This is a genomic window from Pseudomonas sp. (assembly GCF_049300855.1).
Taxonomy (GTDB): Bacteria; Pseudomonadota; Gammaproteobacteria; order Pseudomonadales; family Pseudomonadaceae; genus Aquipseudomonas.
This window is the reverse complement of the sequence record NZ_JBAQKH010000032.1, coordinates 53,115-79,369: the sequence shown is the minus strand read 5'-3', so window position 1 is coordinate 79,369 and position 26,255 is coordinate 53,115. Positions and strand designations below refer to the sequence as shown.

At 60.8% G+C, this 26,255-nt stretch carries 22 protein-coding genes; 1 reads left to right on the top strand and 21 read right to left on the bottom strand.

Annotation, left to right across the window (positions count from 1 at the left end; genetic code table 11):
• From WA225_RS19370 to WA225_RS19280, 19 genes are all read right to left on the bottom strand, one after another.
• The coding region (locus WA225_RS19370) for a hypothetical protein (RefSeq protein ID WP_422609185.1) at positions 1–205 on the bottom strand (205 nt) is incomplete at its 3' end.
• A 595-nt stretch (positions 206–800) separates the two neighbouring features.
• Positions 801–1,223, bottom strand: coding sequence for a hypothetical protein (locus WA225_RS19365; RefSeq protein WP_422609184.1), 423 nt, complete (start codon positions 1,221–1,223; stop codon positions 801–803).
• Between the two features lie 239 nt (positions 1,224–1,462).
• Positions 1,463–1,951, bottom strand: a complete 489-nt coding sequence (locus tag WA225_RS19360) for a carbohydrate binding domain-containing protein (RefSeq protein WP_422609183.1) — start codon at positions 1,949–1,951, stop codon at positions 1,463–1,465.
• Positions 1,952–2,212: 261 nt separating this feature from the next.
• Complete coding sequence (locus WA225_RS19355; RefSeq protein ID WP_422609182.1) at positions 2,213–2,971, bottom strand: PIG-L deacetylase family protein; 759 nt, start codon at positions 2,969–2,971, stop codon at positions 2,213–2,215.
• Positions 2,972–3,155: 184 nt separating this feature from the next.
• A complete protein-coding gene (locus WA225_RS19350) occupies positions 3,156–3,815 on the bottom strand; it encodes a glycosyltransferase (protein ID WP_422609181.1) in 660 nt (219 codons plus the stop codon).
• Positions 3,812–4,411, bottom strand: a complete 600-nt coding sequence (locus WA225_RS19345) for an SAM-dependent methyltransferase (protein WP_422609180.1) — start codon at positions 4,409–4,411, stop codon at positions 3,812–3,814. Before WA225_RS19345 ends, WA225_RS19350 begins: the two co-directional genes overlap by 4 nt.
• Entirely contained in the window at positions 4,408–5,166 is a 759-nt protein-coding gene (locus WA225_RS19340) for a PIG-L deacetylase family protein (protein WP_422609179.1), read from the bottom strand. The genes WA225_RS19345 and WA225_RS19340 overlap by 4 nt, the downstream gene beginning before the upstream one ends.
• A complete protein-coding gene (locus WA225_RS19335) occupies positions 5,163–6,161 on the bottom strand; it encodes an acyl-CoA dehydrogenase (protein WP_422609178.1) in 999 nt (332 codons plus the stop codon). Before WA225_RS19335 ends, WA225_RS19340 begins: the two co-directional genes overlap by 4 nt.
• A 1-nt stretch (position 6,162) precedes the next feature.
• Positions 6,163–8,322 carry a glycogen debranching protein GlgX gene (glgX, locus tag WA225_RS19330; RefSeq protein ID WP_422609177.1) on the bottom strand — a complete coding sequence of 720 codons (2,160 nt, stop codon included), beginning with the start codon at positions 8,320–8,322 and terminating at the stop codon, positions 6,163–6,165.
• A 225-nt stretch (positions 8,323–8,547) separates the two neighbouring features.
• The gene (locus tag WA225_RS19325; protein WP_422609176.1) at positions 8,548–8,862 is read right to left on the bottom strand and encodes a DUF2934 domain-containing protein; all 315 of its coding nucleotides are present in this window, start codon (positions 8,860–8,862) and stop codon (positions 8,548–8,550) included.
• 27 nt (positions 8,863–8,889) lie between these two features.
• The gene (locus WA225_RS19320) at positions 8,890–11,658 is read right to left on the bottom strand and encodes a malto-oligosyltrehalose synthase (RefSeq protein ID WP_422609175.1); all 2,769 of its coding nucleotides are present in this window, start codon (positions 11,656–11,658) and stop codon (positions 8,890–8,892) included.
• Entirely contained in the window at positions 11,655–13,733 is a 2,079-nt protein-coding gene (malQ, locus tag WA225_RS19315) for a 4-alpha-glucanotransferase (RefSeq protein ID WP_422609174.1), read from the bottom strand. The genes WA225_RS19320 and malQ overlap by 4 nt, the downstream gene beginning before the upstream one ends.
• Positions 13,730–15,532, bottom strand: a complete 1,803-nt coding sequence (gene treZ, locus WA225_RS19310; protein ID WP_422609173.1) for a malto-oligosyltrehalose trehalohydrolase — start codon at positions 15,530–15,532, stop codon at positions 13,730–13,732. Before treZ ends, malQ begins: the two co-directional genes overlap by 4 nt.
• An 18-nt stretch (positions 15,533–15,550) precedes the next feature.
• Positions 15,551–17,137, bottom strand: coding sequence for a glycogen synthase GlgA (gene glgA, locus WA225_RS19305; protein ID WP_422609172.1), 1,587 nt, complete (start codon positions 17,135–17,137; stop codon positions 15,551–15,553).
• 618 nt (positions 17,138–17,755) lie between these two features.
• Positions 17,756–18,709 (bottom strand): D-2-hydroxyacid dehydrogenase family protein, encoded by a 954-nt coding sequence (locus WA225_RS19300; protein ID WP_422609171.1) that lies wholly within the window; start codon positions 18,707–18,709, stop codon positions 17,756–17,758.
• A 13-nt stretch (positions 18,710–18,722) separates the two neighbouring features.
• On the bottom strand, positions 18,723–19,769 hold the full coding sequence (locus tag WA225_RS19295; RefSeq protein ID WP_422609170.1) for an alpha/beta fold hydrolase: 1,047 nt from the start codon (positions 19,767–19,769) through the stop codon (positions 18,723–18,725).
• Positions 19,770–19,855: 86 nt separating this feature from the next.
• On the bottom strand, positions 19,856–20,290 hold the full coding sequence (locus WA225_RS19290) for a YqaA family protein (protein ID WP_422609186.1): 435 nt from the start codon (positions 20,288–20,290) through the stop codon (positions 19,856–19,858).
• Positions 20,290–20,736 (bottom strand): DUF411 domain-containing protein, encoded by a 447-nt coding sequence (locus WA225_RS19285; RefSeq protein ID WP_422609169.1) that lies wholly within the window; start codon positions 20,734–20,736, stop codon positions 20,290–20,292. Before WA225_RS19285 ends, WA225_RS19290 begins: the two co-directional genes overlap by 1 nt.
• Positions 20,737–21,054: 318 nt before the next feature.
• Complete coding sequence (locus tag WA225_RS19280) at positions 21,055–23,046, bottom strand: methyl-accepting chemotaxis protein (RefSeq protein ID WP_422609168.1); 1,992 nt, start codon at positions 23,044–23,046, stop codon at positions 21,055–21,057.
• A gap of 384 nt (positions 23,047–23,430) precedes the next feature.
• Between WA225_RS19280 and WA225_RS19275 the strand changes: the two genes are divergently transcribed.
• On the top strand, positions 23,431–23,958 hold the full coding sequence (locus WA225_RS19275; protein WP_422609167.1) for a hypothetical protein: 528 nt from the start codon (positions 23,431–23,433) through the stop codon (positions 23,956–23,958).
• A 60-nt stretch (positions 23,959–24,018) separates the two neighbouring features.
• On the opposite strand, the gene WA225_RS19270 is transcribed toward WA225_RS19275, so the two are convergent.
• Both WA225_RS19270 and WA225_RS19265 read right to left on the bottom strand, forming a co-directional pair.
• Positions 24,019–24,957, bottom strand: coding sequence for a GNAT family N-acetyltransferase (locus WA225_RS19270; RefSeq protein WP_422609166.1), 939 nt, complete (start codon positions 24,955–24,957; stop codon positions 24,019–24,021).
• The gene (locus WA225_RS19265) at positions 24,945–26,246 is read right to left on the bottom strand and encodes an AMP-binding protein (protein WP_422609165.1); all 1,302 of its coding nucleotides are present in this window, start codon (positions 26,244–26,246) and stop codon (positions 24,945–24,947) included. The genes WA225_RS19270 and WA225_RS19265 overlap by 13 nt, the downstream gene beginning before the upstream one ends.
• Between the last annotated feature and the right edge of the window lie 9 nt (positions 26,247–26,255).

Genomic DNA, 26,255 nt, shown 5'->3' with positions numbered 1-26,255 from the left:
TGCCCCATTCGACCGTCGCCTTGTCGCCTTTCGCCATGTTGCCCCACGGCCCCGCCCGGCACAGCAGGCCATGAAGCGGAAAATTGCCCAGCGCGGCGGCGATGTTGATGCCCCAGACCTTCTCAGGGCTCTCCGACACCGGGTCTTTGCTGCGCCCGGGGATGTCGAGTTCCTTGTGTATCAGGGGTTTGTTTGGGTTGGACATGGCAACGGCTCCGGTCGGGAAAGTGACGGAGTGATTGAACGGCGAAACGGCAGAATGCGCACCTGTCAGATCTGACAGGTGCGCAGAGGTATCCGACGAACGGTCGATTGCTCTTCTTGCTTGAGGCGATAGGGGGCTGTGAACATCATGGCGGAACTCGAGTGCCTTGAAATTTGCCGGGCTGCTAAACCCGCTCACTGAGTTAATCCGCGACCGCACCACAATAGAACCCGCCCCAAGGCGGCGTAGCTGTAGGCAACGGCGCAAGGTTGTGTAGGTGTCTGGAGGTGTTGCTTAAACGGTGTCGTTAAACGCTTTTAGCACAGACCCCGCACGGTAGTGTGTCGGTCTGCAAACGCGTTAGGGCCGGCATTTGTTCCGGGCCAGATTAGACTTCGTGTAACTGCGCCGTGTGCTAAAAAATCAAAAGAGTGCCGCTCTCGGGATCTCTTTCATTGATTAGCTGAGTCCTGAATGAGCTACCGAGGGCGGCGATCTTTAGTCCTTTGCGTAAAACATTGATCATCGGAGCGAACACGCGACTAACATTCTTTATTTTCGCCTCCTGCCCCATTAATTACATGAGATGTACGACTCAGTCGGAGAGCTCGATGTTGTCAAGCGCCACATAATCATTGCTCATTATGATTTGTTTGATTTTTTTGCCGGAAGGCGCTGAATAGCTATAGCTGTGATCAGCACCTACACCGACTACGTCCTGTTTAATAAGGTCGTTATTTTCGTCAAAGAAGGAGATTTTAAGTTCGCCAGAAGTGGCTGTATTCATCCCGCTGTTGAAGGTCGTCCGTGGTTTTTTTAAATCGATTGCAATAACGTCGCTCGCTCTCTTCGAAATATAAGTTCCGCTGAAGAAAGGCTCGTTGTCGGTAGTCTTGACTACGCTCAATGAGCCGGCAACAACCGTTATGTCCAGATGGGTGAGTTTAAGAATAAACCCGGTTGGGTGTACGCCAAGAGTGAGGCCTTCAAAGTTTTCGATATCCACGTTAGAAGTCATGATGTTGCTCCTGATAAATGGGGTGTTACGGAAGTTATCAAAACACAATGTGAGAGAGCTCCCACCTGTCAGATCTGACAGGTGCAGAGGGTGAGTCGACGAACGGTCAGACCTATGGCTGCAGATTATCAATGCTGATCTACTTCAACTCACACGCACCCAACTTGGAGATGCATTAATAGCGTTAAGTCGGGTTGAGTTTTTTAAGCTATTCCTGTCGTCTTTATGTTTTTATTTGGTTAATCCTCCAGTGCCACAATCTCTAGATTGTCGATTAGAAAGTCCTGGAAGCCATATGAGATATGGCTGAACACGTCTAACTTGATGCTGGTTTCCTCAGCCGTGAAGGTGCCTGCCAGGGACGTCCAATCTTCCGCAGCGATTTTGACCGGGCCACTGATTGAGGTATGAGCCGCCAGCAGCGCCAAGACGACTTCACGATTGTCGGGTGAGGTCTGTTTGGCTTTGATAGAAAACTTGTAGCACTGGCCTGGCTGCAGATTTTCGACTGTCTTCCTTAGCAGGGTGCCGACATCGCTGCGCCCCTGATTATTGAGAGCCCAGTTGTTACCTTCTTTGACTACTTTCAGATTGTCCGGACTCCCATTTGGCCCGACAGTCCAGTTGTTCCAGTTCTCATCGGTAAAATCAGTGAAGTCTCGATCGAAAGTCGCTTTGGAGGGCTTGTGGTTCGTTGGGTTTTTTTCAGACAGATCTTTAGTTGGCATGGGATGAATCTCCGCGGGTGGGTGACGGAGAGATTGAACGCCAGTTTGGGTGATTGCACACCTGTCAGGTCTGACAGGTGGCGACGAACGGTCATGCACGTACGTCGACAGCAAAAAGTCGGACCCCGACGGTCTCCGCGACTTCCCAAAGCCGAACGCGGAGCCTGCGCAGAGGCATTCCCACGCAGAACATGGGAATGATCGATCCACCGTTATCGCGAGCAGGCGAAGGCCTGCGGGGGACTACGCTGCTACAGAGACTCAGACAAAAACGATTTCGTAAGGCAACCGCATCCGCTCCAGAAGCACCGGCGGCAACATCGGCGCAATGCCAATCGCCGGTTCGCCCTTGAGCTGGCTGGCGTACGCATGGGTGGCGTGGCTTTTGCGCGCGACGGTCCAGGTGTCGAGGCGCAGTTTGCGCGCGCGTTCCCACGGGATCAGGGTGTGTTCGCGCTCCGGCCAGTGCCACGCCCAGACCGGGACGTCGTGGAAGGTTGCGCCGGCCAGTTCCGCCGCTCGGGCACCGGCGTGGCCGACCGCTTCATGGTCGTCGTTGCCGTCGCCGCGCCAGGTGCTGAACACGACGTCGCCGGGGCGCAGGTAGCGGCCGATGAACTCGGTGAGTTGGTCGGCCTGATCGCTCAGGGCGTTGTCGGTGAAGCCGCCGCGCACCCATTTCAGGCTGTGCATGGGCAAGCCGAGTCGACGCAGGGCTTCGACGCTTTCCTGCGGGCGGAACACGCTCAGGCGTTTTTCCGACCATTGCCGGGAGCCGGGGTGGCTGGCGCTGCCATCGGTGATGGAGAGCAATTGCAGGGGATGGCCGAGGCTGGAGAGTAATTGCAGCAGGCCGCCGCAGGTCACCACTTCATCGCCGGGGTGTGGGGCGATGACCACCGCGCGTGCGCCGTCGGGGACCAGGCTGCGGGTGTTGATGACGGGGATGTTGTCGAGTTGCGCCGCGCTGTTCCAGATCTGCGACGGCGAACTGTTTTCGTTGAGCGATAACGGTTTCATGGGTGCGACGTCCTTGTTGTTTCTGGCCCTCAGTCGGTTGCGTGGCAGGGATTGCCCGGCGCGGCCGACCCGTGAAGGCGGGTTGATTGCCTTGCGACGCTCCGAACCCTGGATTGCCGCGCAGCAGAGTATTGCTGATGAACTCGAATTCGTCGCGTCACAGATCAATCTGCGCCGGTTTTTTTTATTCCATCTGTGCCAGTTGTCGCAAATAGTCACCAAATCCGCCACGTGCGCGGCTGTCCAGACGCGCGCTGGTGTGAACCTGCGGGCGGTGGCTCCAGGCGATGTTGGCCCCGGACAGTTCCAGTTCGCGGACCAATTGCACGTCTTCGTCGCACACCAGCGGTTTAAAGCCGCCGGCCCACCGATAGGCGTCAGCACTGATGCCCAGGTTGGCCCCGTGAATATGCCGATGGCCATCGCGCGCCTGATAGTGGCGGTGATAACGAATTTGCGCGGCCTGATCAAACGACTCGTGCCAGTGTTCGACGGTCACTGTGCCACAAACGGCGTCGGCGCCAAGCCCCAGTTGTGCCACCAGCCAGTCATCGGCCACGCGGCTGTCGGCGTCCGTGCAGGAGATCCAGCGCGCGCCACGCTCGAGTAACAGGCGCGCGCCGGCGGCGCGGGCCTGACCGACATTGCGCGCATCGATGCTCAGGCTCAGCACCGGATAGCTGCTGACGATCTGCGCCGAGCGGTCGGTGCAGCTGTCGAGCACCACCAGCACTTCGACCGGTTCGCCGGCCAGGAGCCCGTGTTTACTGGCCCGCAGCGCGGCTTTGAGGCTCTCATCGAGCAGGTCTTCTTCGTTGTGCGCGGGAATCAGAATGCCGATCATCGCAAGCCCTCCAGTGCCGCCACCGAGCGCGGTTCGCGGCTCCACACCTCAAGAAGGAAATCCGCTTCCTGATGCAGAACCACGCGCGGCAGGTGCAATTGTTCATGGATCAGGTCATGCACTTGTCGTGCGTTCAACGGGCAATTGTCGATGGGTGGACGCCAGTGACACGCCAGCAATTGGCCGTCTGCGCTCAGGGAATCACTGATGCGACGGATCACTTCTGTCAGATCGGCGCCGTCGAGGTAGTAGCCGATTTCGCTAAATACAATCAGGTCGAATTTTTCCTCCGGCCAGTCGTCCGGGAGACGGCTTTGGCGGACTTCGGCGTGGTCGAACAGGCTCAATCGGGTGCGCGCCAGATTGACCGCCGCGCTGGCGGTGTCGCAGCACAACAGGCGATCACAACGCGCGGCCAATTCAGCGCTCAACTCACCATTGGCACAGCCCGGTTCGAAGATCGCCCGATAGTGCGCTCGCGGCAGGGCGGCGAGGGTGATTGCGCGTTTGCGCTGCTCGTACCAGCGTTGGCGAAACGCCCAAGGGTCATCGCTGCCGGCGAACAACCCTTCGAAGTAACGATCGTCGACACTCATAGAAACACCACTTCGAACGGTTGCAGCAGGCGATCAATCACATAGGGCGCCAGCACTGGCGCAAGCCCCGCGTCAGGATCACCTTCCAGTTGACTGGCGAAGGCGTGGACGGCGTGGCGTTTGCGCGCGACTTGCGCGGGCGTCAGGAGAATCTTGCGCGCCCGATGCCACGGCACTACGGCGTCTTCGGGAGCGGCCCAATGCCAGGTCCACACGGGCAGTTCATGGCAGGTCGCGCCGATCCGCTGTGCCGCCGCGAGACTGGCGCGGCCCACGGCTTCGTGATCGCAATGGCCGTCCTCGCACCAGGTGGTAAACAGCACATCGCCGGGGCGCAGATGACCCTCGATGAAGTCACTCAGCGCCGATTCCTCTGCCGCCACTTGCGTGTCGCGGAACCCGCCACGCAGCCATTTCACCCGGTACATCGGCAGGCCGAGCCGGCGCAGCGCTTCGGCCGATTCCTGCGGCCGCACCACGCTGAGGCGCTCCACCGGCCAGCGTTCAGAGCCGGGATGGCTGGCGCTGCCGTCGGTGACCGAAATCAGCAGTAGATCTCGGCCTGCGTTGGCCAGCAGTTGCAGCAAGCCACCACAGCCGAGCACTTCGTCATCCGGGTGCGGGGCGACGATCACCGCGCGCGCACCGGACGGCACCAGATCGAGAATGTCGATACTGGGCACCTCGGCCAAGTGCCGCGAACCTTGCCACTGATGCAACGACGTCCCTTGGCCGACGATCGGATTGGTTCTCATAGCGTCCAGACCTCGGCGGGCTGTTGCGCGATCAACTGGCCGAGGGCCGCCAGATCGCGCTCGGCATGACTCTGCCGCAGAAACACCGGCAGGTCGGCGATCAGCCGGGCGAAATGCCGGTCCTTGCAATAGGGGCCGGCACCCAGCGCGCGGCCGACTTCACGGATCACCTGCTCGGCAGTCTGCTCGACCACCGCGCGGGCACGACGGGCGAGCAATTCGGCGTTGTCTTCGGGGTGTGCGTCAATCTGCAAGGCACTGAAGCGCAGCACGTCGGCCGCCGCCTGCAGGGCACTGTCGACGACGCCGAGGTGGGCGAGGGCGTGCGGTTCTTCACGTTGCGCCGAGTGTTGGCGCAAGCGTTCGGCGATCTGTTGCGCGGCGCCGTACCAACATGCCGCAATGCCGATCCCGCCTTGCCAGAAACCCGGACGCTGCAGGTAGTCGCCGGGATTGCCGATCGCCTGACCTTCGGCACCGTCGAACACCACCTCGACGCTGCCGGTGGCGGCCATGCCCACGGCTTGCCAGCCTTGATCGGTGACGCTCACGCCGGGTTGATCGAGCGCTACGGCGACCAATTGCTGCTGATCGTCCGCATCCCACGCCGTGAGCAACGCGTGGCTAAGCACCGCCGCGCCGGAGCACCACGCCTTGCGCCCGCTCAATGTGACCATGTGGCCGCTGGGGCTGACCTTTACCCGCGCCTGCGGCGGTTCGGCGGCCCACATGCCCCACGTGCTGCCGGGCGTCGGTGTGCCACCGAGCTGTTCGATGATCGCCAGCGCATCGGTGTGGCCTTCGTAGAGTTTGCACAAGCCCAGATCATGCCCGGCGACTTCAGCCAGACGCTGGAAACGTTCCAGCGTGTTGCCACTGCCGGGCAACGGCAGCCGATCGAGCCCGGCCTCGACCAATGCCCGCAGGCACCCGCCGAGGGCTACGGTGTCGGGATAAGCCGGTGGGCGGCGCGCCAGATAACAGTGCAGATCCATATCAATCTTCTTCATCACGTTGCAGTTCAAACAGCAGCAGCGAACGGCCGGTGACTGAATATTCATGGCCGAAGTCGAAGCGTTCCTGACCGCGGATTGACGGTTGATTGGTGTCGATCATGCAGGTCCAGAAACCGCCGTCCGGCACTTCCGGCAAGGTGAAATTGACGATGTCGTGATGGGCGTTGACCACCAGCAGCAACGTCGCATCGCCACCCTTGCGGCGAATCCCGGTTTCCTGCGCGCGGCCATCGAGCAGCATGCCGAGGCAGCGGTTGTGCGCGTCGTGCCAATGTTCGGTGGTCATCTCGGTGGCATCGGGGGCGAGCCAGGTGACGTCTTTAACGCCGATGTCCTCGTTGTACTCGCCGACCAGAAAACGCCCACGGCGCAGGATCGGATAGGCCAGACGCAGCTTGATCAGGCGTTTGACGAATTTCAGCAGCGCCTTGCCGTCCTCGCTCAGGTCCCAGTTGACCCAACCGATCTCGCTGTCCTGGCAGTAGGCGTTGTTGTTGCCGTCCTGGGTGCGGGCGAACTCATCGCCGGCGACGATCATCGGCGTGCCTTGGGCGAGCAGCAGGGTGGCGAAGAAGTTGCGCATCTGCCGATGGCGCAGCGCGTTGATTTCGGCATCGTCGGTCGGGCCTTCGACGCCGTGGTTCCACGACAGGTTGTTGTTGCTGCCGTCCTGATTGTTCTCGTCGTTGGCTTCGTTGTGCTTGTCGTTGTACGACACCAGATCGTTGAGGGTGAAACCGTCGTGGGCGGTGATGAAATTCACCGACGAATACGGCCGCCGTCCGCGCTGATTGAACATCTCGCCCGACGCGGTCATGCGACTGGCGAAGTCGGCGACCTGGCCGTCGTCACCTTTCCAGAACGCGCGCACGGTGTCGCGGAACTTGTCGTTCCACTCGACCCAGCCCGGCGGGAAGTTGCCCACCTGATAACCGCCGGGACCGCAGTCCCACGGCTCGGCGATCATTTTCACCTGACGTAAAACCGGGTCCTGGCGGCAGGCCACGAGGAAGCTGTGACGTTCGTCGAAACCGTCGTGATAGCGGCCGAGAATGGTCGCCAGGTCGAAGCGGAAACCGTCGACGTGCATTTCGCTGGCCCAGTAGCGCAGCGAGTCGGTGACCATTTGCAGCACGCACGGGTGGCTCAGGTCCAGCGTGTTGCCGGTGCCGGAATCGTTGATATAGAAGCGCTTGTCGTCGGGCATCAAGCGGTAGTACGAGGCGTTGTCGATGCCGCGCATCGACAGGGTCGGGCCTTGCTCGTTGCCCTCGGCGGTGTGGTTGTAGACCACGTCGAGGATCACTTCGAGGTTGGCCTCGTGCAGGTGCGCGACCATTTCCTTGAACTCGGCGATCTTGCCGCTGGCCAGATAACGCGGGTCCGGGGCGAAGAACGCGATGCTGTTGTAACCCCAGTAATTGGTCATGCCCTTTTGCAGCAGATGCTGATCGTTGACGAAGGCATGGATCGGCAACAGCTCGACCGACGACACGCCGACGTTGCGAATGTGCTTGAGCACATCGTCATTCATCAGGCCGGCGAAAGTACCTCGCACGTTTTCCGGCACCGACGGGTGACGCATGCTGATGCCGCGCACATGGGTTTCGTAAATGATGGTTTTGTCCCACGGCACGCTGACGCGGTGGTCGTTGCCCCAGGTGTGCGCCGGGTCGATGACTTTGCATTTGGGCACGAAAGGCGCGCTGTCGCGCTCATCGAAACTGAGGTCGGCGTCGGGGTGGCCGATGGTGTAGCCGAACAGCGCTTCGGACCATTTCAGCTCGCCGACCAGTTGCTTGGCGTAGGGGTCGATAAGCAGCTTGTTGTGGTTGAAGCGGTGACCATTGGCCGGGTCGTACGGGCCATAAACGCGGTAGCCGTAAATCAGCCCCGGATGCGCGTCGGGCAGGTAGCCGTGGTAAATCTCGTCGGTGTATTCGGGCAGTTCGATGCGTTCGAGTTCGACTTCGCCGGCATCGTCGAAGATGCACAGTTCGACTTTGGTAGCGTTGGCGGAGAACAGGGCAAAGTTGACGCCCAAGCCATCCCAGGTCGCGCCGAGCGGGAAGGGCAGGCCTTCACGAATTCTCGACGGCTCGGCGTGCGTGGCGGGCTCGGCTTTTTTTGGACGGGTCATGATTGCTCCTGCAAAAATCGGGATGGTTCGGTTGACACCAATCCCCTGTGGGAGCGAGCTTGCTCGCGAAAGCGCAGTGTCAGTCGACTTCAATGTTGAATGGCAGATCGCATTCGCGAGCAAGCTCGCTCCCACAAGGGATTTGTGTATTTCTTCAGGGCGAGTAAACCCTCGGTGGCGAGCGAGCCCGCCACACATTCATTCAGTTCAATAATCGGTTTAGCGTCAGATCGCTGAAGGCTTCTTCGGCGCCCGAGGCTTTTTCTCGGCGGGCTTTTCGCCCGGGGGAATCACTTTGGCGGCGCTTGCCGGTTTGGCTTTGGCCGCAGGTTTCGGTTTTGTGGCCGGCGCCTTGGTCTCGGTCGACTTGCCAGCGGTCTTGCTGCCGGCGGCTTTCGGTGGTTTCTTCGGTGCCAGCGCTTCCGCTTCTGCCAGCTTGCGTGCCATCTCCCAGTGGCGCGCCTCCTGACCCTCGGGCTGACCTTCCGACTCCCAGATTTGATAGGCGAATTCGCGAATGCGTTTATCGTCGGTACTCATCGCAATGCTCCTGAACTGAACTGATGCTTACGTTAAGCGTTGGATAAAGAGATTGACCGGGACATCCCCCAGCGCGTCGCTGATATTCAGCTCCCTGTTTTTTGTGACTGCACCGCTTGAAAAAAGTCCCTTCAGGTTTGTGTCAGAGGCGGCGAACGGTAAAACCACCCGCGTATCGCCCCAGCGCAGCGCATCGACCTGAGGTACAGCACCGTTTTCCAGCAGGGTGGCGCAACGGATCGGTACGATCACGATGGCCTGTTTCCCCTCATGCTCACGGGCAAACGCGAGCACGTTGTGCGCCTGACTGCCGAGCACCTCCAGCGCCTGATAGGTGCCACGCCGGAACAACTCGGCATGCTCGACGCGCAGGTTCAGCACCTCGGCGATCAAGGCTTGCTTGATGCGCCCGTCACGCCAGTTCGCCAGCAATTCCACAGGTGGCAGTTGCTCCTGCAAGGCCTGCTCGCGAGCGGGGTAATCCACCGGCCGGCGGTTGTCTGGATCGACCAGGCTGAAGTCCCAGAACTCATTGCCCTGATACAGATCCGGCACCCCCGGCACGGTCATGCGCAGCAAGGTTTGCGCCAAGCCATTGAGCGCGCCGGCGGCAGCAATACTGTTGACGGTCTTGGCCAGCGCTGCGCGCAGCAATTCGCCTTGTTCACCGGTGAGCAATCGTTCAGTGAACGCCTGCGCGGCGTTTTCATAGGCTTCGTTCGGCGCGCTCCAACTGCTTTGCAGCTTGGCTTCACGCAGGGCTTTCTGTTGCCATTGCCAGATGCGTTTGGCGTAGTCGGCAAACCCGGCCTGATCGCCTTCGTGCAGCTCCAGCGGCCAACTGCCGAGCAAGGCTTGATACAGAATCAATTCATCGCCGCTCGACGGCTGTTGATCGTCGCTGCGCACCGGCCGGGCGAGGGCGCGCCACAACTCGATCTGCTCGGCGAACCAATGGCTGCGCTCGCTGAGCACGGCCAGTCGCGCGCGGGTGTCTTCGCCGCGTTTGTGATCGTGGGTGGCGGTGGCCAGCAGGTTGTCGGGAAACTCGGCGAGGCGCTGTTGATTGACCGCATGGAAGTCACTCACCGGCGCGCTGAATTGCTCGGTGTTGTAGCCGACATCGTTACGCGACAGCAGCACTGCCGAGCGATACAGCGCGGTGTCTTCCACGGCTTTTGCCGCTGCCGGTGAGGTCAGTTGCTGAAAACGCACGCAGGCGTGCTTGAGAATCTTGCGCGAGCGCCCGCGCGGCTTGCGTCGCCACGGCGTGCCACCGAGCCAGGCGGCCACACAGTCGAGCACTGACCAATCGGCCTCGCTCAGCGTTTGCCGCGCACCTTCCATGGCTTGCTGGAAAAACACCTCGTCCTGCGCCGATCGGCCCATGGCGCTGATGTAAGTGCGATACACCGGAAAATGCACAATCAACGCCTGCAATACCCGGCGGATCGCACCGAGGGTCAGGTCGCGGGTCATCAAGTCATCGCGCGCTACTTGCAGCAAAGCCTGGGCGACGCTTTCGCAATCGCTGGCCAATGAACCGTTGAGGATCTGCTGACGCGCCAGTTGCGCCTCTTCGATAAACGCCGCCGGGCGTTCGCTGCGCCGTTGCCAGAGATCACCGAGCACGAATTCGCCCGCCGGATCGTGTTGCAGCAACGACAACTGGTTCATGAATTCATACCCGGTGGTGCCGTCCACCGCCCAGTCACGGTGCAGGGTTTCACCGGCGCCGAGGATTTTCTCGACGTAGATCGGCAGATGCCGGCCCGGCGCGAGCAGGTCGACGCGGCGACGCAATTTGCGGCAATAGCCACGGGGATCCGCGAGGCCGTCGATGTGGTCGATACGCAGCCCGTCGACCAGGCCTTCGCTGATCAACTGGAAGATTTTGCCGTGGGTGGCCTCGAACACCGCCGGGCGCTCGACGCGCAAACCGCCGAGTTCGTTGATGTCGAAGAAGCGCCGCCAGTTGATGTCATCCGCTGCCGTACGCCAACTGGCGAGGCGATAGCTCTGGCGTTCGAGCAACTGATGCAGCCTGGCGAAGCCTTCCTCGGTAGTCGAGTCGTAATGCTGGAGGGTGTCGTGGATGGCCTCGGCGATGGCTGGATCCGTCGCCAGTTGCCGCAACTGGTCTTTCAGCGGCATCGCCAGTGAATGGGCGTCGGTCTGATAGCTGAGAGTGCTGAAGCGATCGGCCAAGGGCTTCAGTGCTTGCGCGGCGTTGAGCAGCTCGCCGTAATCGTTCGGGCAGATCGGGAAGTGATGGTCGTAATGTTCGACGTAAAAGCTGCCGGTCTGCGCGTTGAACAGCAGTTTCAGCGTGCCTTCCTGCAACGCCACGCCGTAATCGCTGCCGAGAAACGGCAGCAGCAATTGTCCCTCCATCAACGGGTCGGGCGAATGCCATTGAATGTCGAAGAACTCACCGTAAGGGCTCAGGCGTCCCCACTCCAACAGGTCCAGCCACCACGGATTGTCATTGCCGCCAACCGCCATGTGGTTGGAGACGATGTCGAGAATCAGCCCCATGCGGTGTTCGCGCAGGGCGCTGACCAACCGCCGCAACGCCGCTTCGCCGCCGAGTTCCGGATTGACTTGCGTCGGGTCGACCACGTCGTAACCGTGCATCGAGCCGGCCCGCGCCGCGAGCAGCGGCGAGGCATAAATGTGGCTGATGCCGAGGCGGGCAAAGTACGGCACCAACGGCACCGCTTGTTCGAGGGTGAAGCCTTTGTGAAATTGCAGACGCAGGGTCGCGCGTAGAGGCTGGATGAGCGTTTGGTTCATTGGTCACGCTCGGCAGCCTGAAGGCGCGCACAGGCAAGCAGTTCCAGGCGTCGCGCAGCGTCGGCACTGTCGAGCAAGGCTTCGCTGGTGCCGGGTAAACGCCGTGACCAGTTCGGGTGCGTGTCGATGGTCCCCGGCAGATTGGCTTGCTCGTTGATGCCCAGCGCATCCTCCAGCGGCAACAGCACCAGTGGCGCGCGGGTATGGCCGAGGAAACGCACAGCGGCATCGACCACTTGGTCGGCCTCGTGGGATTCCTCGCGAAAGTTCTGCGGGTCCTGACTCAAGGCGCTGCGCAAGCCTTCGCGCTCGCGTTGGCGGTGCTGGCGCCATTCGATTTCACCGTTGGCATCGACAAACCCCAGGCGTGCGTTCCAGTCAATGTCGCGGCCATGCCACCAGCCGTTGAGCGTCGGCAGATCGTGGGTGCTGGTGGTCGCCAGGGCGTTGTCCGGCCAATCAAGGATCGGTTTGAAATAGGTGTTGTCTTGTTCGAACAGCAGCACGCGCATGCCGAGCATCGCCCGCGCACTGAGTTTTTCGCGCAGGCCGTCGGGCACCGTGCCGAGGTCTTCGCCGAGGACGATGGCCTGATGACGATGGGATTCCAGCGTCAGCAAACGCAGCAAATCGTCCACCGGGTAATACAGGTACGCACCATCGGCCGGGGCGGCGCCGTTGGGGATGACCCACAAGCGTTGCAGGCCCATCACGTGGTCGATGCGCAGGCCGCCGGCATGGGCGAAGTTCGCCCGCAGCATGTCGATGAAGGCGCGAAAGCCGTTGCGGATCAGGCCTTCGGGTGAGAACGCGGAAATCCCCCAGCCCTGACCGGAGCGATTGAGAATGTCCGGCGGCGCGCCGACGGTGAGCGAGGCGAGTAATTCATCCTGGAAACTCCAGGCCTGACTGCCAGCGCCATCGGCCCCGACGGCGAGGTCGGCAATCAGGCCGATGCCCATGCCGGCGCTGCGTGCGGCGGTTTGCGCGCGTTCCAGACAGCGATGGATCAGCCATTGGCAAAAAGCGAAGTAGCCGATGCGCTCGGCGTATTCCTCGGCGAATGCGCCCAGCGCTGCACCGCGCGGGTCGTGCCAGTGCTCCGGCCATTGCCGCCAGTCGAGGCTTTCGCCACGGGCGGCACGCATTTCCTGAATGGCTTCGAAGCGGCAGTGGTTTTCCAGCGCTTCGCCGCCGGCATGGCGGAAACTGGCGAAGTCCGGATGCAGTGGGTGATCGCCGGCGACGAAGCCTTCGTACAAGGCGTGCAGCAGTTTCTGTTTGGCGTCGGCAGCGCTGGGCCAGTCGATCAGTTTCAGTTCTTCCAGTTGGCTGAACTGCTCCGCCAGACCCGCAGCGTCGATGGCATCACGCAAGGCGCGCTCACCCAGAATCGCGCCGGGCGCGGCATACAGCGAGTTGAGGAACAAGCGGCTGGACGGCGAATAAGGGCTGTAGCGTCCGGTGTCGGCGCTGAACATCGCGTGCAGCGGGCTGATCGCCAACGCTTCCGCACCACGCTCACCGGCCACCCGGGCCAGTTCTTCCAGCGCCTGGGTGTCACCGAAACCACCGTCGCCGGGGCGGCGCAACGCATACAGTTGCACGCTCAGGCCCCAGGCGCGGGGGATCGGATTATCGACCGCATCGCCGACGCTGAAGCAGCGCTCGGGGGCCACGGCCAAGGTGAAATATTGATCAGCGATGTGCACTTGCTGATAACCGACGGGGATCACGCCGGGCAGAATGGCTTCGCTGTCGAGTTTGAGGTTCAGTCGCGAGCCGTCTTCAAGGTGAATTTCACAAGGCGTCTCGGGCGCAAAATAACGCGCCAGATCCACACCGACGCCGACATCGCTGGTCAGCAGCGGCGGCAAGTGGCGGTCTTGTTGTACGGCTTGCAATTCCAACAGGCTGGCGTCGATTTCCTGCGCGGTGCTGGCCGGGTGGCCGAGGCCGATCAGGACATTGCGCAGCACCGCCGGGGCGACTTTTTGCGCACGGCCGTTGGCATCGATCCAGTCGACGGCAAGGCCGGCGCGGCTTGCGAGAATTTCCAGTTGCGCATCGCTCATAGGCGCTCTCCATCCAGAGGTTGCAAAGGGGTTGCGGCCGTGAGGCTGACAAGCGCGCAATACGCGGGCAGTTCGCCCGATTCCGACAGATCGGCGCTCGGTGGCTGCTGAAACAACCACACGGCTTCGGTCTGTGGAGGGTTGACCACTGGCGTGTTACTGAGGTTCAGGTCAATTCGCAGCTCACTGCCATCGCCCAGACGCCAGCGCGCACTGACCGCGCCAAACCCAAGCATATGGGCGCCGAGTGCTTGCGAGCCGGACAGGTGGGGAATGATGTATTGATGGCGAAATTGCAGGAGTTTTTGGTACAGCGCGAGGGTTTCCTGCTGCTTGGCGCTGCCGGTGCCGATCAGCCTTGGCTGTGAAGCGTGGAAGGTTTGTTCGGCGTTGGGGTCGGGGATTTGCTCGCGCTTGTGCGGATCGGCGAACGCGCTGAACGCGGCGAATTCATTGCGGCGGCCCTCGCGGACCAATTCGGCCAGTTCGCCGTGGTGGCTGGTGAAAAACAGGAACGGTTGTTCGGCGGCAAACTCGTCGCCCATGAACATCAGCGGAATCATCGGTGACAGTAGCAACAGCACCGTCGCTGCCTGCACGGCGCGCGGATCAGCGAGATGATGCAAGCGTTCGCCGAACGCGCGGTTGCCGATCTGATCGTGGTTCTGCAGGAACAGCACGAATGCCGTGGAGGGCAGGTGTTCGCTGGGCTCGCCGCGCGGTTCGCCGTGGCGGGTGATGTGGCCCTGGAAGACAAACCCCTGACTGAGGCAGCGCACCAATTGTTCGGTGGGTTGTGCGGCGTAGTCGGCGTAATAGGCGTCGGTTTCGCCGGTGAGCAAAACGTGCAGGGCGTTATGGCCGTCGTCGTTCCACTGCGCGTCGTAGTCGTATTCCAGCAGGCTCGACTGGTTGAGTTCGTTTTCCACGGTCAGCCAGACGTGACGGCTGGGGTCGATCTGCGCGCGGATGCGTTGGGCCATCTCAGTGAGGAAATCCGGGTCTTCGATGGCGTGCACGGCGTCAAGGCGCAGACCGTCGAAGCGGTATTCGAGCAACCACATCAGTGCGTTTTCGATGAAAAATTCGCGCACTTCATCGCGGCGGAAATCGATCGCCGCGCCCCACGGCGTGTGTTTGTCCTCGCGGAAAAAGCCTTTGGCGTAACGATGCAGGTAATTGCCGTCGGGGCCGAAGTGGTTGTAGACCACGTCGAGAATCACCGCGAGGCCATGACCATGGGCGCTGTCGATCAGGTGTTTGAGTTGTTCCGGCGTGCCGTAGGAGGCTTGTGGTGCGTAGGGCAAAACACCGTCGTAACCCCAATTGCGTTCGCCGGGAAACTGCGCCAGCGGCATCAGTTCGATGGCGGTGATACCGAGGCCCGCGAGGCGCGCCAGGTGTTGTTCGACTTCAGCGAAACCGCCGAGCGCCCCGACGTGCAACTCGTAGATCACCGCTTCGCTCCACGGCCGACCGTGCCAGGCACTGTGGCGCCATGCATAGGCCAGCGGATCGACGACCACGCTGTGGCGGTCGATGTCGCCGTCCTGCGCTCTGGAGGCCGGGTCGGGCACCTCCAGTTCGCCGTCGATGTTGTAGCGGTAACGCGTGCCCGCCGGACAGCGGGCCTTGATCACGAACCAGCCATCGGCCTGCGGCAACATCGGCAGGGATTGGCCATTGTCCAACTCGACACTGACGTAAAACGCATCCGGCGCCCACAGCGCAAATTGCGTGTGTTCGGCATCCTGCATGATCGCGCCGTGGGGCCAGGTTTCAGAAGACCGTAACGGCATGGTGGAAAATCTCCCTGGTTATTTGTGGTGCGCTTTACCCAGTGCCTTGGCCACCAGTCGTTCGTAGAGTTCGGCGTACGGTTCAACCGCTTTGCACCAGTTGAACGGCGCGGCCATCGCCCGGCAACGCATGGCGTTGAGCAGCTCAGGGAAGGCGAAAACCTTGAACGCGCGGCTCAGCGCTTCCTGGTAACTTTCGGCAGTGGACTCGTCGAAGAGGAAACCGGTGATGCCGTTTTCAATGGTGTCGGCCAGCCCGCCGGTATTGCGCGCGACCGGCAACGAGCCGAAACGCTGGGCGTACATCTGGCTCAGGCCGCAGGGTTCATAACGCGAGGGCATCAGCAGGAAATCGCTGCCGGCGAACATGCGGCGGGCATCGGTTTCATTGAAGCCGATGCGCACGCCGATCTGGCCGGGGAAACGCAGGGCCAGTTCACGCATGGCTTGTTCTTCTTCCGGTTCACCGCGACCGATGATCGCGATCTGGCCACCGTTCTGCACGATGTACTCGGACACCGCGATCGTCAGGTCCAGACCTTTTTGATAGACCAGCCGCGACACCACGGCGAACAGCGGGCCTTCTGAATCATTCAATTCAAACAGCTCACGAACATGGGCGGCGTTGACCGCTTTGCCTTCCCAGTCACCGATGGCGAACGGTGCGAACAGGTGCGGATCGGTGGCGGCGTCCCAACTTTCATCGATGCCGTTGGGGATGCCGCTGAGCAAGCCTTGCTGGGTCTTGGCGGCGAGAAAGCCGTCGAGGCCGCAGCCGAAATCCGGGGTGGTGATTTCCTGCGCGTACGTGGCGCTGACCGTGGTGATGTGGCTGGAATAGGCCATGCCGGCCTTGAGGAACGACATCTTGCCGTAGAACTCCATGCCTTCCTGTTGCAGGGCATGCGTGGGAATGCCCAGCTCAGGGCAGGAACCGAGGCTGGTCACGCCTTGATAAGCGAGGTTGTGAATGGTGAACAGGGTCGGCGTGCGCTGCCCGCGCCAGTGCATATAAGCAGGGGCCAGGCCAGCAGGCCAGTCGTGGGCGTGCACCAGATCCGGGCACCAGTGAATTTGTGCGAGGTTGGCGGCGATGTCGGCAGCAGCCAGACCGAGGCGGGCGAAACGAATGTGGTTGTCTGGCCAGTCGCGACCATTGTTGGCGCCGTAAGGCGAACCTTCGCGTTCGTAGAGTTCCGGGCAGATCAACACGTAGATCACCAGCCCGTCGGGCATGTCCATGCGCCCGATCTTGCACGGTGGCAGCGCGGCGTGGCCACCCAGTTCGCCGATGATGTGGATCGGGTTTTCGCTGTGCATCACTTGCGGGTAGCCAGGAATCAGCACGCGCACGTCGTGCAGATGCGCCATGGCGCGGGGCAGGGCGGCGGAGACGTCACCCAGACCGCCGGTCTTCACCAGGTCGGCGATTTCCGAGGTCACGAACAACACTTTCTTCTTGTTGGGATTCTGGCTCGCTACCGGAGTCAGCGTTTTGGTGCCGGGGACGTTGATCGATCGGCTGCCGGGAACACTGACGCTGCTCACTTCACCAACAGCCTGCTGAGCACGCTCTCCCTGAATATCCAATGCCGCACTGATCATATGAATCTCCCGTGTTGTTGATCTGATTCTTGTCTTGAACAAGCGATGTCCATGGTCACATCCTGTGGCCGGGCGCAAACGCGCCACGCATCGGTTAGCAAACGCTACCCAACACGCGCAAGCAGAATGGGTGGTGAGGCCGTTGCAAGGATTGCACCAGTCACTTAGGCCTTGCCTTTCAGATGACCCGTCGTGCAAAGCAAAAGTTTCGACTTTTTTTCCGGCATGTGACCCGCCGGTCTAGCCCTGCGAAAATCAGTCTAGGCCAGATCCTAGAGCGGGCCAGAGCAAATGGGTAAATTGTTCGACAATCGGTTTGCCGTTAACGGAAACCGGGGTCTGGAGGGCGAAACGCACCGACGAAGTGCAGGTTTTTTTGCGGGGGAGGGCCAAAACGGTGACTAGGTAGTCACGATGTTGTGCTAGCGGGGAGGGCGGCCGCACTGTTGTGGTGCGGGCAGTTTGTTGCTGGGGTGACAGTGACTGCCCCTTCGCGAGCAAGCTCGCTCCCACAGGGATCTTCAGTGATCAGAAAATTTGTTTCCGGCACAGATCCAATGTGGGAGCGAGCTTGCTCGCGAAAGCGATGGTCGCTACACCACTGTATTCATGACTTTCTCAGTTCAACAGACGAATCGGACTACCCGCCACCCAAGCCTGAATATCCTCGATCATCTGCGAAAAGAACTGTTCATAGTTCTGCCGACTGACATAGCCCACGTGCGGCGTCGCCAGCACATTGTCCAGCGTGCGAAACGGGTGCAGCGCCGGCAGGGGCTCCTGGTCGAACACGTCCAGCGCCGCCCCGGCGATCTGTTGTTTCTGCAACGCCTTGATCAGCGCCGCCTCATCGACAATCGGTCCGCGCGCCGTGTTGACCAGCAGCGCCGTTGGCTTCATCCAGCCCAACGCCTGCGCATCGACCAGCCCGCGACTGCGCTCGCTGAGCACCAGATGCACCGAGAGCACGTCAGCCTGTTCGAACAATGCCTGTTTGCTCACGTACGTCACGCCAACCTGCTCCGCACGCTCGGCGGTGAGGTTTTCGCTCCAGGCGATCACCTTCATGCCGAACACCTGGCCAAACTGCGCAACCCGCTGGCCGATGCTGCCCAGACCGAGAATGCCCAGGGTCTTGCCGTGCAGGTCGCCACCCAGACCTTGCTGCCAGTGGCCGGCGCGCAGGGCATTGGCCTCGTTCACCAGATTGCGCGTGGCCGCCATGATCAGCGCCCAGGTCAGTTCCGGCGCGGCGTGTTTGTAACTGTCGGTGCCGCAGACCTTGATCCCCAGTTTCGCCGCCGCCGGCAGATCCAGCGCCGCATTGCGCATGCCGCCGGTGACCAGCAGTTTGAGGTTGGGCAGGCGCTTGAGCAGGTCTTCGTCGAACCGCGTGCGTTCGCGCATCACGCAGATCACCTGGTATTGGCCCAGACGTTCGGCCAGCGTGGCGTTGTCCGCCGGGTAAGCATGCTCGAATGTCACTTCACCGATGCTGTCGAGCACCGACCAGTCGACGACATCGCGAGCCACGTCCTGCCAGTCATCAATCACTGCAATCTGCACCGCCATCAGCCTTACCTCATCAACGAACGGGATTGGGTGTGCTCAGCCAGCCGAGCAGTGCCTTGTGGAACTGCGCGGGTTCTTCCATTTGCGGCGCGTGGCCCATGCCGGGGAATTCCACCAGCGTGGAGTGCGGGATCAGCTTGGCCACTTGTTTGCCGAGCACTTCGTAATGGCCGATTTTCGCTTTTACCTCAGGTGGCGCGAGGTCCTTGCCGATGGCGGTGGTGTCGGCGGTGCCGATCAGCAGCAAGGTCGGCATCTTCAGGTCCTTGAACTCGTAGTACACCGGCTGGGTGAAAATCATGTCGTAGATCAGCGCCGAGTTCCAGGCGACTTGCGTCTTGCCCGGGCCTTTGCTGAGGCCGGCGAGCATGTCGACCCAACGGTCGAACTCGGGTTTCCAGCGGCCATCGTAATAGGTCGTGCGTTCGTACTCGCGGATGCCTTGGGCACTGACTTTCAGCTCACGCTGATACCACTGATCGACGGTGCGATAGGGTACGCCGAGGGCTTTCCAGTCTTCCAGGCCGATCGGGTTGACCAGTGCCAGTTGCTCGACCTGCTCGGGGAACAGCAAGGCGTAACGGGTGGCGAGCATGCCGCCGGTGGAGTGGCCCAACAGCGTGGCTTTCTGGATGCCCAGCGCTTTGAGCAATTGCTGGGTGTTGGTCGCCAGTTGCTGGAAGCTGTACTGATAGTTGTCCGGTTTGCTCGAGGTGCAGAAGCCGATCTGATCCGGCGCGACCACACGATAACCGGCCTCGCTCAAGGCTTTGATCGAACTGTCCCAGGTCGCGGCGCAAAAGTTCTTGCCGTGCATCAGCACCACGGTGCGGCCGTTGGCCTTGCCGTGGGCGGCGACGTCCATGTAGCCCATTTGCAGGGATTTACCCTGGGACTGGAAGGCGAAGTGTTTAAGCGTGTAAGGGTATTCGAAGCCTTGCAACTCCGGGCCGTAGGCCGGGCCTTCGGCGGGCACTGGTTCTGTGGCCGCCTGTGCCAGCAACGGCAGGGCGGCAGTCAGAAACAGGCCGGGCAGCCAGCGGGAAAGCGTGACGGACATAAGGGCAAACTCCATGGAAATCGGCCGATGCTGGAACGGCTGGATTAGGGCGACGTTAAACACAGGCAATCAACTGATCTGATCGTTCAACCGAGCCAACCCAGCGTCAGTATGGCCAACACCGCGTAACGCGCACCTTTGGCGAGGCTGACGATCAGCAGGAAGCGCCCGAGCGGTTCGCGCATGACACCGGCGATCAGGGTCAGCGGATCGCCAATCACCGGCAACCAACTGAGCAACAGTGACCAATGACCGTAACGCTCATAGTGCTTGCGTGCTTTGGCCATGTGTCTTTGGCTGACCGGGAACCAGCGCCGCTCCTGAAACCGTTCGATGCCGCGGCCCAGCCACCAGTTGACCAGCGAACCGAGCACGTTGCCCAGGGTCGCCACGGCGAGCAAACCCCACAGCCAGTAACGCTCGCTGACGATCAAGCCGACCAGCAAGGCCTCGGACTGCAACGGCAACAAGGTCGCGGCACCGAACGCGGCAAAGAACAGCCCGACGTATGCGGCGCCGATCAATGGGCCGGGTAATCCGCCACGACCACGTCAGCACCGTCCTTTTTCAGGCCGATGACCTGATAGGCATCGCTCATGCCGTCCATTTCCATGCCCGGCGAGCCCATCGGCATGCCCGGCGCGGCGACACCGAGCAGATCGTCGCGCTTGCTCAGCGCCAGCACTTGCTCTGCCGGGACATGGCCTTCGACGAATTTGCCGTTGATGATCGCGGTGTGACAGGAAGCCAGGCGCGCTGGTACGCCGTGCTGTTGCTTGAAGCTGCTCATGTCGCTTTCGACATGGTCTTGGACTTTGAAACCGTTGGCTTCCAGGTGACTGATCCATTTCTTGCAGCAACCGCAATTGGCATCGCGATGGACTTCGATCGGGATCAGCTCGGCGGCTTGCGCCAGGGAGGAGATGAACAGGGCGCTGAGGGCGACCAGACGCAGGTGGGTTCGCATAATGGAATCTCGGCTCGGGTGACGATCAGAAAAGAACGCATTTTGACCGGTTTTTTACGCCGGACATCAACGCAATGTTTCCAGTTGTTGCAAGGCAGGCGGGCAGGATGATCGTAGATCAAGGCTGACAGGTTGCTGAGCGCGAGATGACAAATCTGTCAGGCGGGTCGTCCGCTGAATCTGTGAACGCGGTTGACCCTGTGGGAGCTGGCTTGCCAGCGATGGGGCCCGGTCAGATGAAAATTCTTCGCCTGATCCACCGCTATCGCTGGCAAGCCAGCTCCCACAGGAGGGGAGGTGTTTGCTTGGTATAGAGCGTTAGCGGACTTTAAAGCGCCCCATGATTGCACTCACGCGGCTGTTGGCTTCGAGCAACTGGTGGGTATTCAGTTCGCTGGCTTTGCCGCTCTGCACCAGTTCATCGACCATGTGACGGATCTGCACCATGCTGCGGTTGATCTCCTCGGTCACGGCGCTTTGCTGCTCGGCGGCGGTGGCGATCTGGGTGCTGAGGCTATTGATGTGGCTGACCGAACCGGCCATTTCATCCAGCCCCGAGTTGACCCGGGCCGTGGCATCGGCGGCGGACTGGCAACTGGCCTGGGTGTTTTCCATGGCGCTGACCGACGAACTCACGCCTTGGGTCAGACGGGTCAACATCTCGTTGATTTCCGAGGTGCTGGCCTGGGTGCGAGCGGCGAGGGCGCGCACTTCGTCAGCCACCACGGCAAAGCCGCGACCCTGCTCGCCGGCACGCGCTGCTTCAATGGCCGCGTTGAGCGCCAGCAGGTTGGTCTGGCCGGCAATCGCACCGATCACGCCGAGAATTTCGGTGATGCGCTGGGCGTCCTGCTGCATGTTTTCAACTTTGTGGGTGGCGCTGGCGACTTCGTCGATCAGTGCCACCACGCTGCTGGTCGCTTCGCCCACCACCACCCGCGAACGGTCAGCGTTTTCATTGGCGCGTTGGGTGAACGCAGCGGTTTCAGCGGCGTTCTGCGCAACGCTTTCGGCCGTCGAGCTCATTTCGGTGATGGCGGTGACGGTCTGATCGGTTTCCGAAGCGTGGCGCAACAGAATCTGGCCGGTGTGCGCCGAGGTTCGTTGCAGGTTGTCCAGGCTCGAAGCCATGGCGCCCGTGGCTTGCGTCACTTCACCGATCATGTTTTGCAGGTAGGCAATAAAGGTGTTCACCGAATGGCCGATCGCGCCCAATTCGTCTTCGGCGCGGATGGTGATGCGGCGCGTCAGGTCGGCATCGCCACTGGACAGCAAATCGATATTGGCTTTCAACGCTTTCATGCGCTGGACCAACTGACGGATCGCATAAACCTGCAACAGCACCAGCAGAATCACCAACGGAATCTGCAACAGGCTCAGGCTGCTGAGGACGTCGTCGCGCTGTGCGGTGAGCATTTTGGTCGGCAGGGCCGTTGCCAGAAACCACGGCGTGCCTTCGATCGGACGCATGAAGAAGGTGCTGTCCTCACCGTTGTTGTCGAACTCGACGCGCTGCGCCTGCTCGCGGTTTTGCAGGCCGGCCTTGACCTGGCGGGCGAACGTCGAGTTGCCGGCCAGATCGCTGATGTTTTTCAGCACGATCGGGCCGCTGATGCGCGAGCTGTTGCTGATGATCTTGCCGTCAGCTTCGACGATGAGCATTTCGGCGCTGAGGTCTTTTTCCTTGCGTGCCACCAGGTCGTTGAAGAAACCCAGGGTCACGTCGATGGTCGACACGCCCCACGCGGCGCCGTTTTTCTGGATCGCCATGGCGCAGTTGGTGCGTGGCTCGGCACTGGCGTCATCCTTGTAAGCAGCGGCCCAGGCGCACTGACCGCGCGGGGTGGCCATGCCGCCCTTGTACCAGCTCTGGTCGTAATAGTTGGGCGCCGCATCGCTGTTCCAGAAGGTGTTCACCGCCAGTTTGCCGGAGGCGTCACGGTGCCAGAAGGTACTGAACTTGTTGCGTCCCGCTTCACGCTGGCCGGGCAATGGCCAGATCCCGCCGCCGAATACTTTCAGTTCGCCGTATTGATCCACCAGCCCCGGCAGCACCGTGTCGATGGCCGCGCTGTCGAGCAGCGGGATGGTCTGGGTGATGCTGCGCTGTTGCGCCTGGACCTTGTTCAGTTCGCCTTGAATCTGCTCGGCGACTTCGGCGATGCGATTGAGTACGACCTGTTCTTCGGTCTGACGCAGCTTGGGTGCAACCAGTTGGCTGATACCGACCACCGTCAGTACCGACAGCAGCAGGATGAACAGAACCAGAAACAACGTGTAGCGAGCCTGAATGGTGCGGAATGCGGGCATGGAGACCGGTCCTTGAGCTGCGATTCTTATTAGGGAGGGCAGGGGTAAAACAGTGCGGGTATCCACAGCGTATCGTCGTTGCGGCCGGAAGCTTTAGGTACGCACGTTCTAAAAATCACCGGCGCCGATGACTGGTCGGTATCGGCTTTGATACATAGGCGGCGGTGTATCGGCTCGATCATTCGAAAAGGTCATTTGCATTTCAGTGGCATGACAGTTTCGGGGCAAGAAATACAGGGGTTTGCGCTTTTGTATCGAGAATGTACAAGAATTGTAAAAAAGTGCAGAAAGAGGTTGGTGCCATCAGTTCGCCCGCTGATACTCGCGGCCATTATTGGTGCTTCACACGGATATTTTTATGGTCATTTCACAGGGAGTCTGTTCATGACGATCGGTATTGTCGGCGGCTGGGAGAGCAAGGCTGGGGTGATGGTTCGCAACACCGGCGCAAAGAAAGAGGTGGCCCAGAGTGTCAAGGTGCAGCAGATGCTCACCCTGGTCGGCACCAACCCCACCGCGCTGAATACTGCCGAAATGGACAAGCAGGGTTTGCGCAAGGCGATAAAGGGCTTCGACCCGGCGAATGTGTCGGTCAAGCAATTGGGCAATCTCAGCGAGATACTGCGCAGCCGCGGGTTAATCTCCGAGGTCACGTCCTTCACCTTGAAAGCCGCCGGCGATAAGTTCGACCGTTTTGGCGTGACCAAAGACATCGACGCCAAATTCAACGCATTGGAATATTTTGCGACCCAACTCGATGCTATCCAGAACAATGGTCTGAATGGCAACGCCTACGGCAAAAACCTGATTCCCGAATTCAAGAAAGCGATCTACGTCCTGCAGAACCTGAAGACCTATGGCGAAGGCAACATGGCGAAACCGGCCGACCAGGGCGTCAGCTCCAAGGCGTAAGACTATGGTTTGTCGCCCGCCCAAGGTTTGAACGGGCGACACCGATCTGCCGACCCTGGCTCAGGAGGGCGATAACCCCGCGTCGGGGTGCACGGCGAGGTGCTGTTGCGCCTGATCGTGCAGGCGCTGCATGTGCGGGCAATGCAGCGTCAGCGAGCGCGGTTGGTAGCCGCGATGAAACAACGCCAGCCAACCGGCGCAGCACTCATTCGGGGCAATCCCGGTGAAGGTGAAGCCCATCGCCGTCAGGTTTTCCACGGCGCTGGTAAACCCCGTTGCCAGTCTGAGCCTGATCGAGATCATCCAGTGTGCCGGCAATCGCTGGAGCTGCTTGAGCAGGCTGCCATCAAGTTTTTTCAGCATCACGTCATAGCGCCCGGTACACGGCTCAACGTGAATCGGCGGGCCCACCCAGGGCGCCTCTTTGTCCTGCGTCCCGTAGACCTCGCACAAGTGCTCCATGAAATCACGACAGCCTGGCGGCCAGAGCAGTGCCGGGAGCGGGCGGCGGTGGCCATCGACCGGGGTGTAACCGATAACGATGGACTCCGGCAGTGTTTCGCCAAACGGCGAGGGCACATAGTCGGGCAACAAGCCGCTGCTGCAGAAGCCGAGTCTGTCAGCCATGCGCTGTGTGTAGGCGTGCTGCGTCACCTGTTTGATGGTCACACCGTGGCAACCCAGTGCTTGCGCATGGATCAACAGCCGGGTGCCCAACTGCGTGGCGATGTCCTGTTTGCGATTGGACGGATGGACCACGCTCAATGCCAGTTCGGCGAGGTGCGAACCGCTGTTTCTGCACAACGTGGCGTGGCCGAGGATTTTATTGCCCGACTCCGCGACCAATGAATGCCAGCTTCCATCGCCATGGTTCTGGTTGATCATCAACGGTAAATACACGTGCGGCTGTGCGTAGTGGTCACCATAGATGTCCCGGAACAGACGGCTGACCGCCCGGGCGTCGGAGCGGCGGTAGCCGCGCAGCGTCACGTTGTCCATGGGCGTTGCTCCGGGTGGTGAGTGGCGTAGATGCGCAGGTCGACGACGCGTTGATGTTTGCCGGAACGCGGATGTCGGGCGAGCGCGCCGCTCGTGCAACGAACCACCTGCACATCCAGCAGACCTTCGGCGCACAGTGAGGTGATCAGCGGGTAATGCTCGATCAAGTCGCGGTATAACGCGGTGTTGGCGTCAGCGGTTTCGGGTTTCAGCGCGTCGGGCACCCACTTCAGACACACGATGTCGACGTTTGCCGATTGGCTGATGAGCAGTTGCCAGTCCTCACTGGCGGTGGCGCACTGGACGATGCTGGCAATGTCTTCGATCAGCAGGGTCAGACTGCTCACTCGCACGCGCTGACTGCTTGCGCTGCGCCCCATCAAGGCGAACTTGCGCAAGGGCGTCGTGGCGGGTTCACGCCAGCAGGCGAGGTCGCCGACCGGGTAGCGAATCAACGGCATCAGCCGGCGGCTCAGGTTGGTAATCACCAGCCGCCCGCGACAGTCGCAGTGTTCAATCACCTCACCGGTGTGTTCATCGATAATTTCCAGCACGCTGTGACTGGCCAGCATCCGGTGTTCGCCCAGGGCGCAATCGCGGCTCGTGGCACCGATGAAGCCGGCGTCGACACTCGCATAGCCGATGGAGGCGATCCGCGCGTTAGGGAACACCCGATGCAACACCTGCAATTGTCCCGCGAACAGGCTTTCGCCGCCGTAAAGTATCGTTTCGACCTCGCTCAGGGTGTGCGCCTGACGCTCGAGCACGCCGGCGAACGCGAGCAATTGCGCGGGTACCCCGGCCAACACGTTGATACGGTGTTGGCGGATCGCGCCGGCCAATACCGCAGGGTCGACGTTGCCGGTAAACGGGTATTCGGTGACACCCGCTGTTTCGTGCGCCAGGGCATCGTGGATAAAGATGAAACTGGCATACAGATCGCCAACGAAGAACAGGTTTGCAACCCGGTCTCCCGGATTGAGTTGTTGGCTGAGTTGGCTTCCAAAGGCCTGTACAAGTGTCTGCCATTCTTCACGGGTAAATACCGAAAGTTTACCGCTGCTGAGGGTTCCACCCGTTTTGAACACCACGGCGCTTTGCACGGTGGAGGTCAGTACTGGCCATTGTTCCAAGTGTTCGCTGTTTGCCCAATAGTGTTGCGGGTCGATCAGCGGAAGTTCATCCAGTGCGCTGATCTGCGGTGCAACGTTTTGCAGGTGTCTGGCGTAAAACGCTGAGTGTGCGCGGGCAAAGGTGAGCAACTTGTTCAGTTCAAGTGTTGTATTCATGGTGTTCTC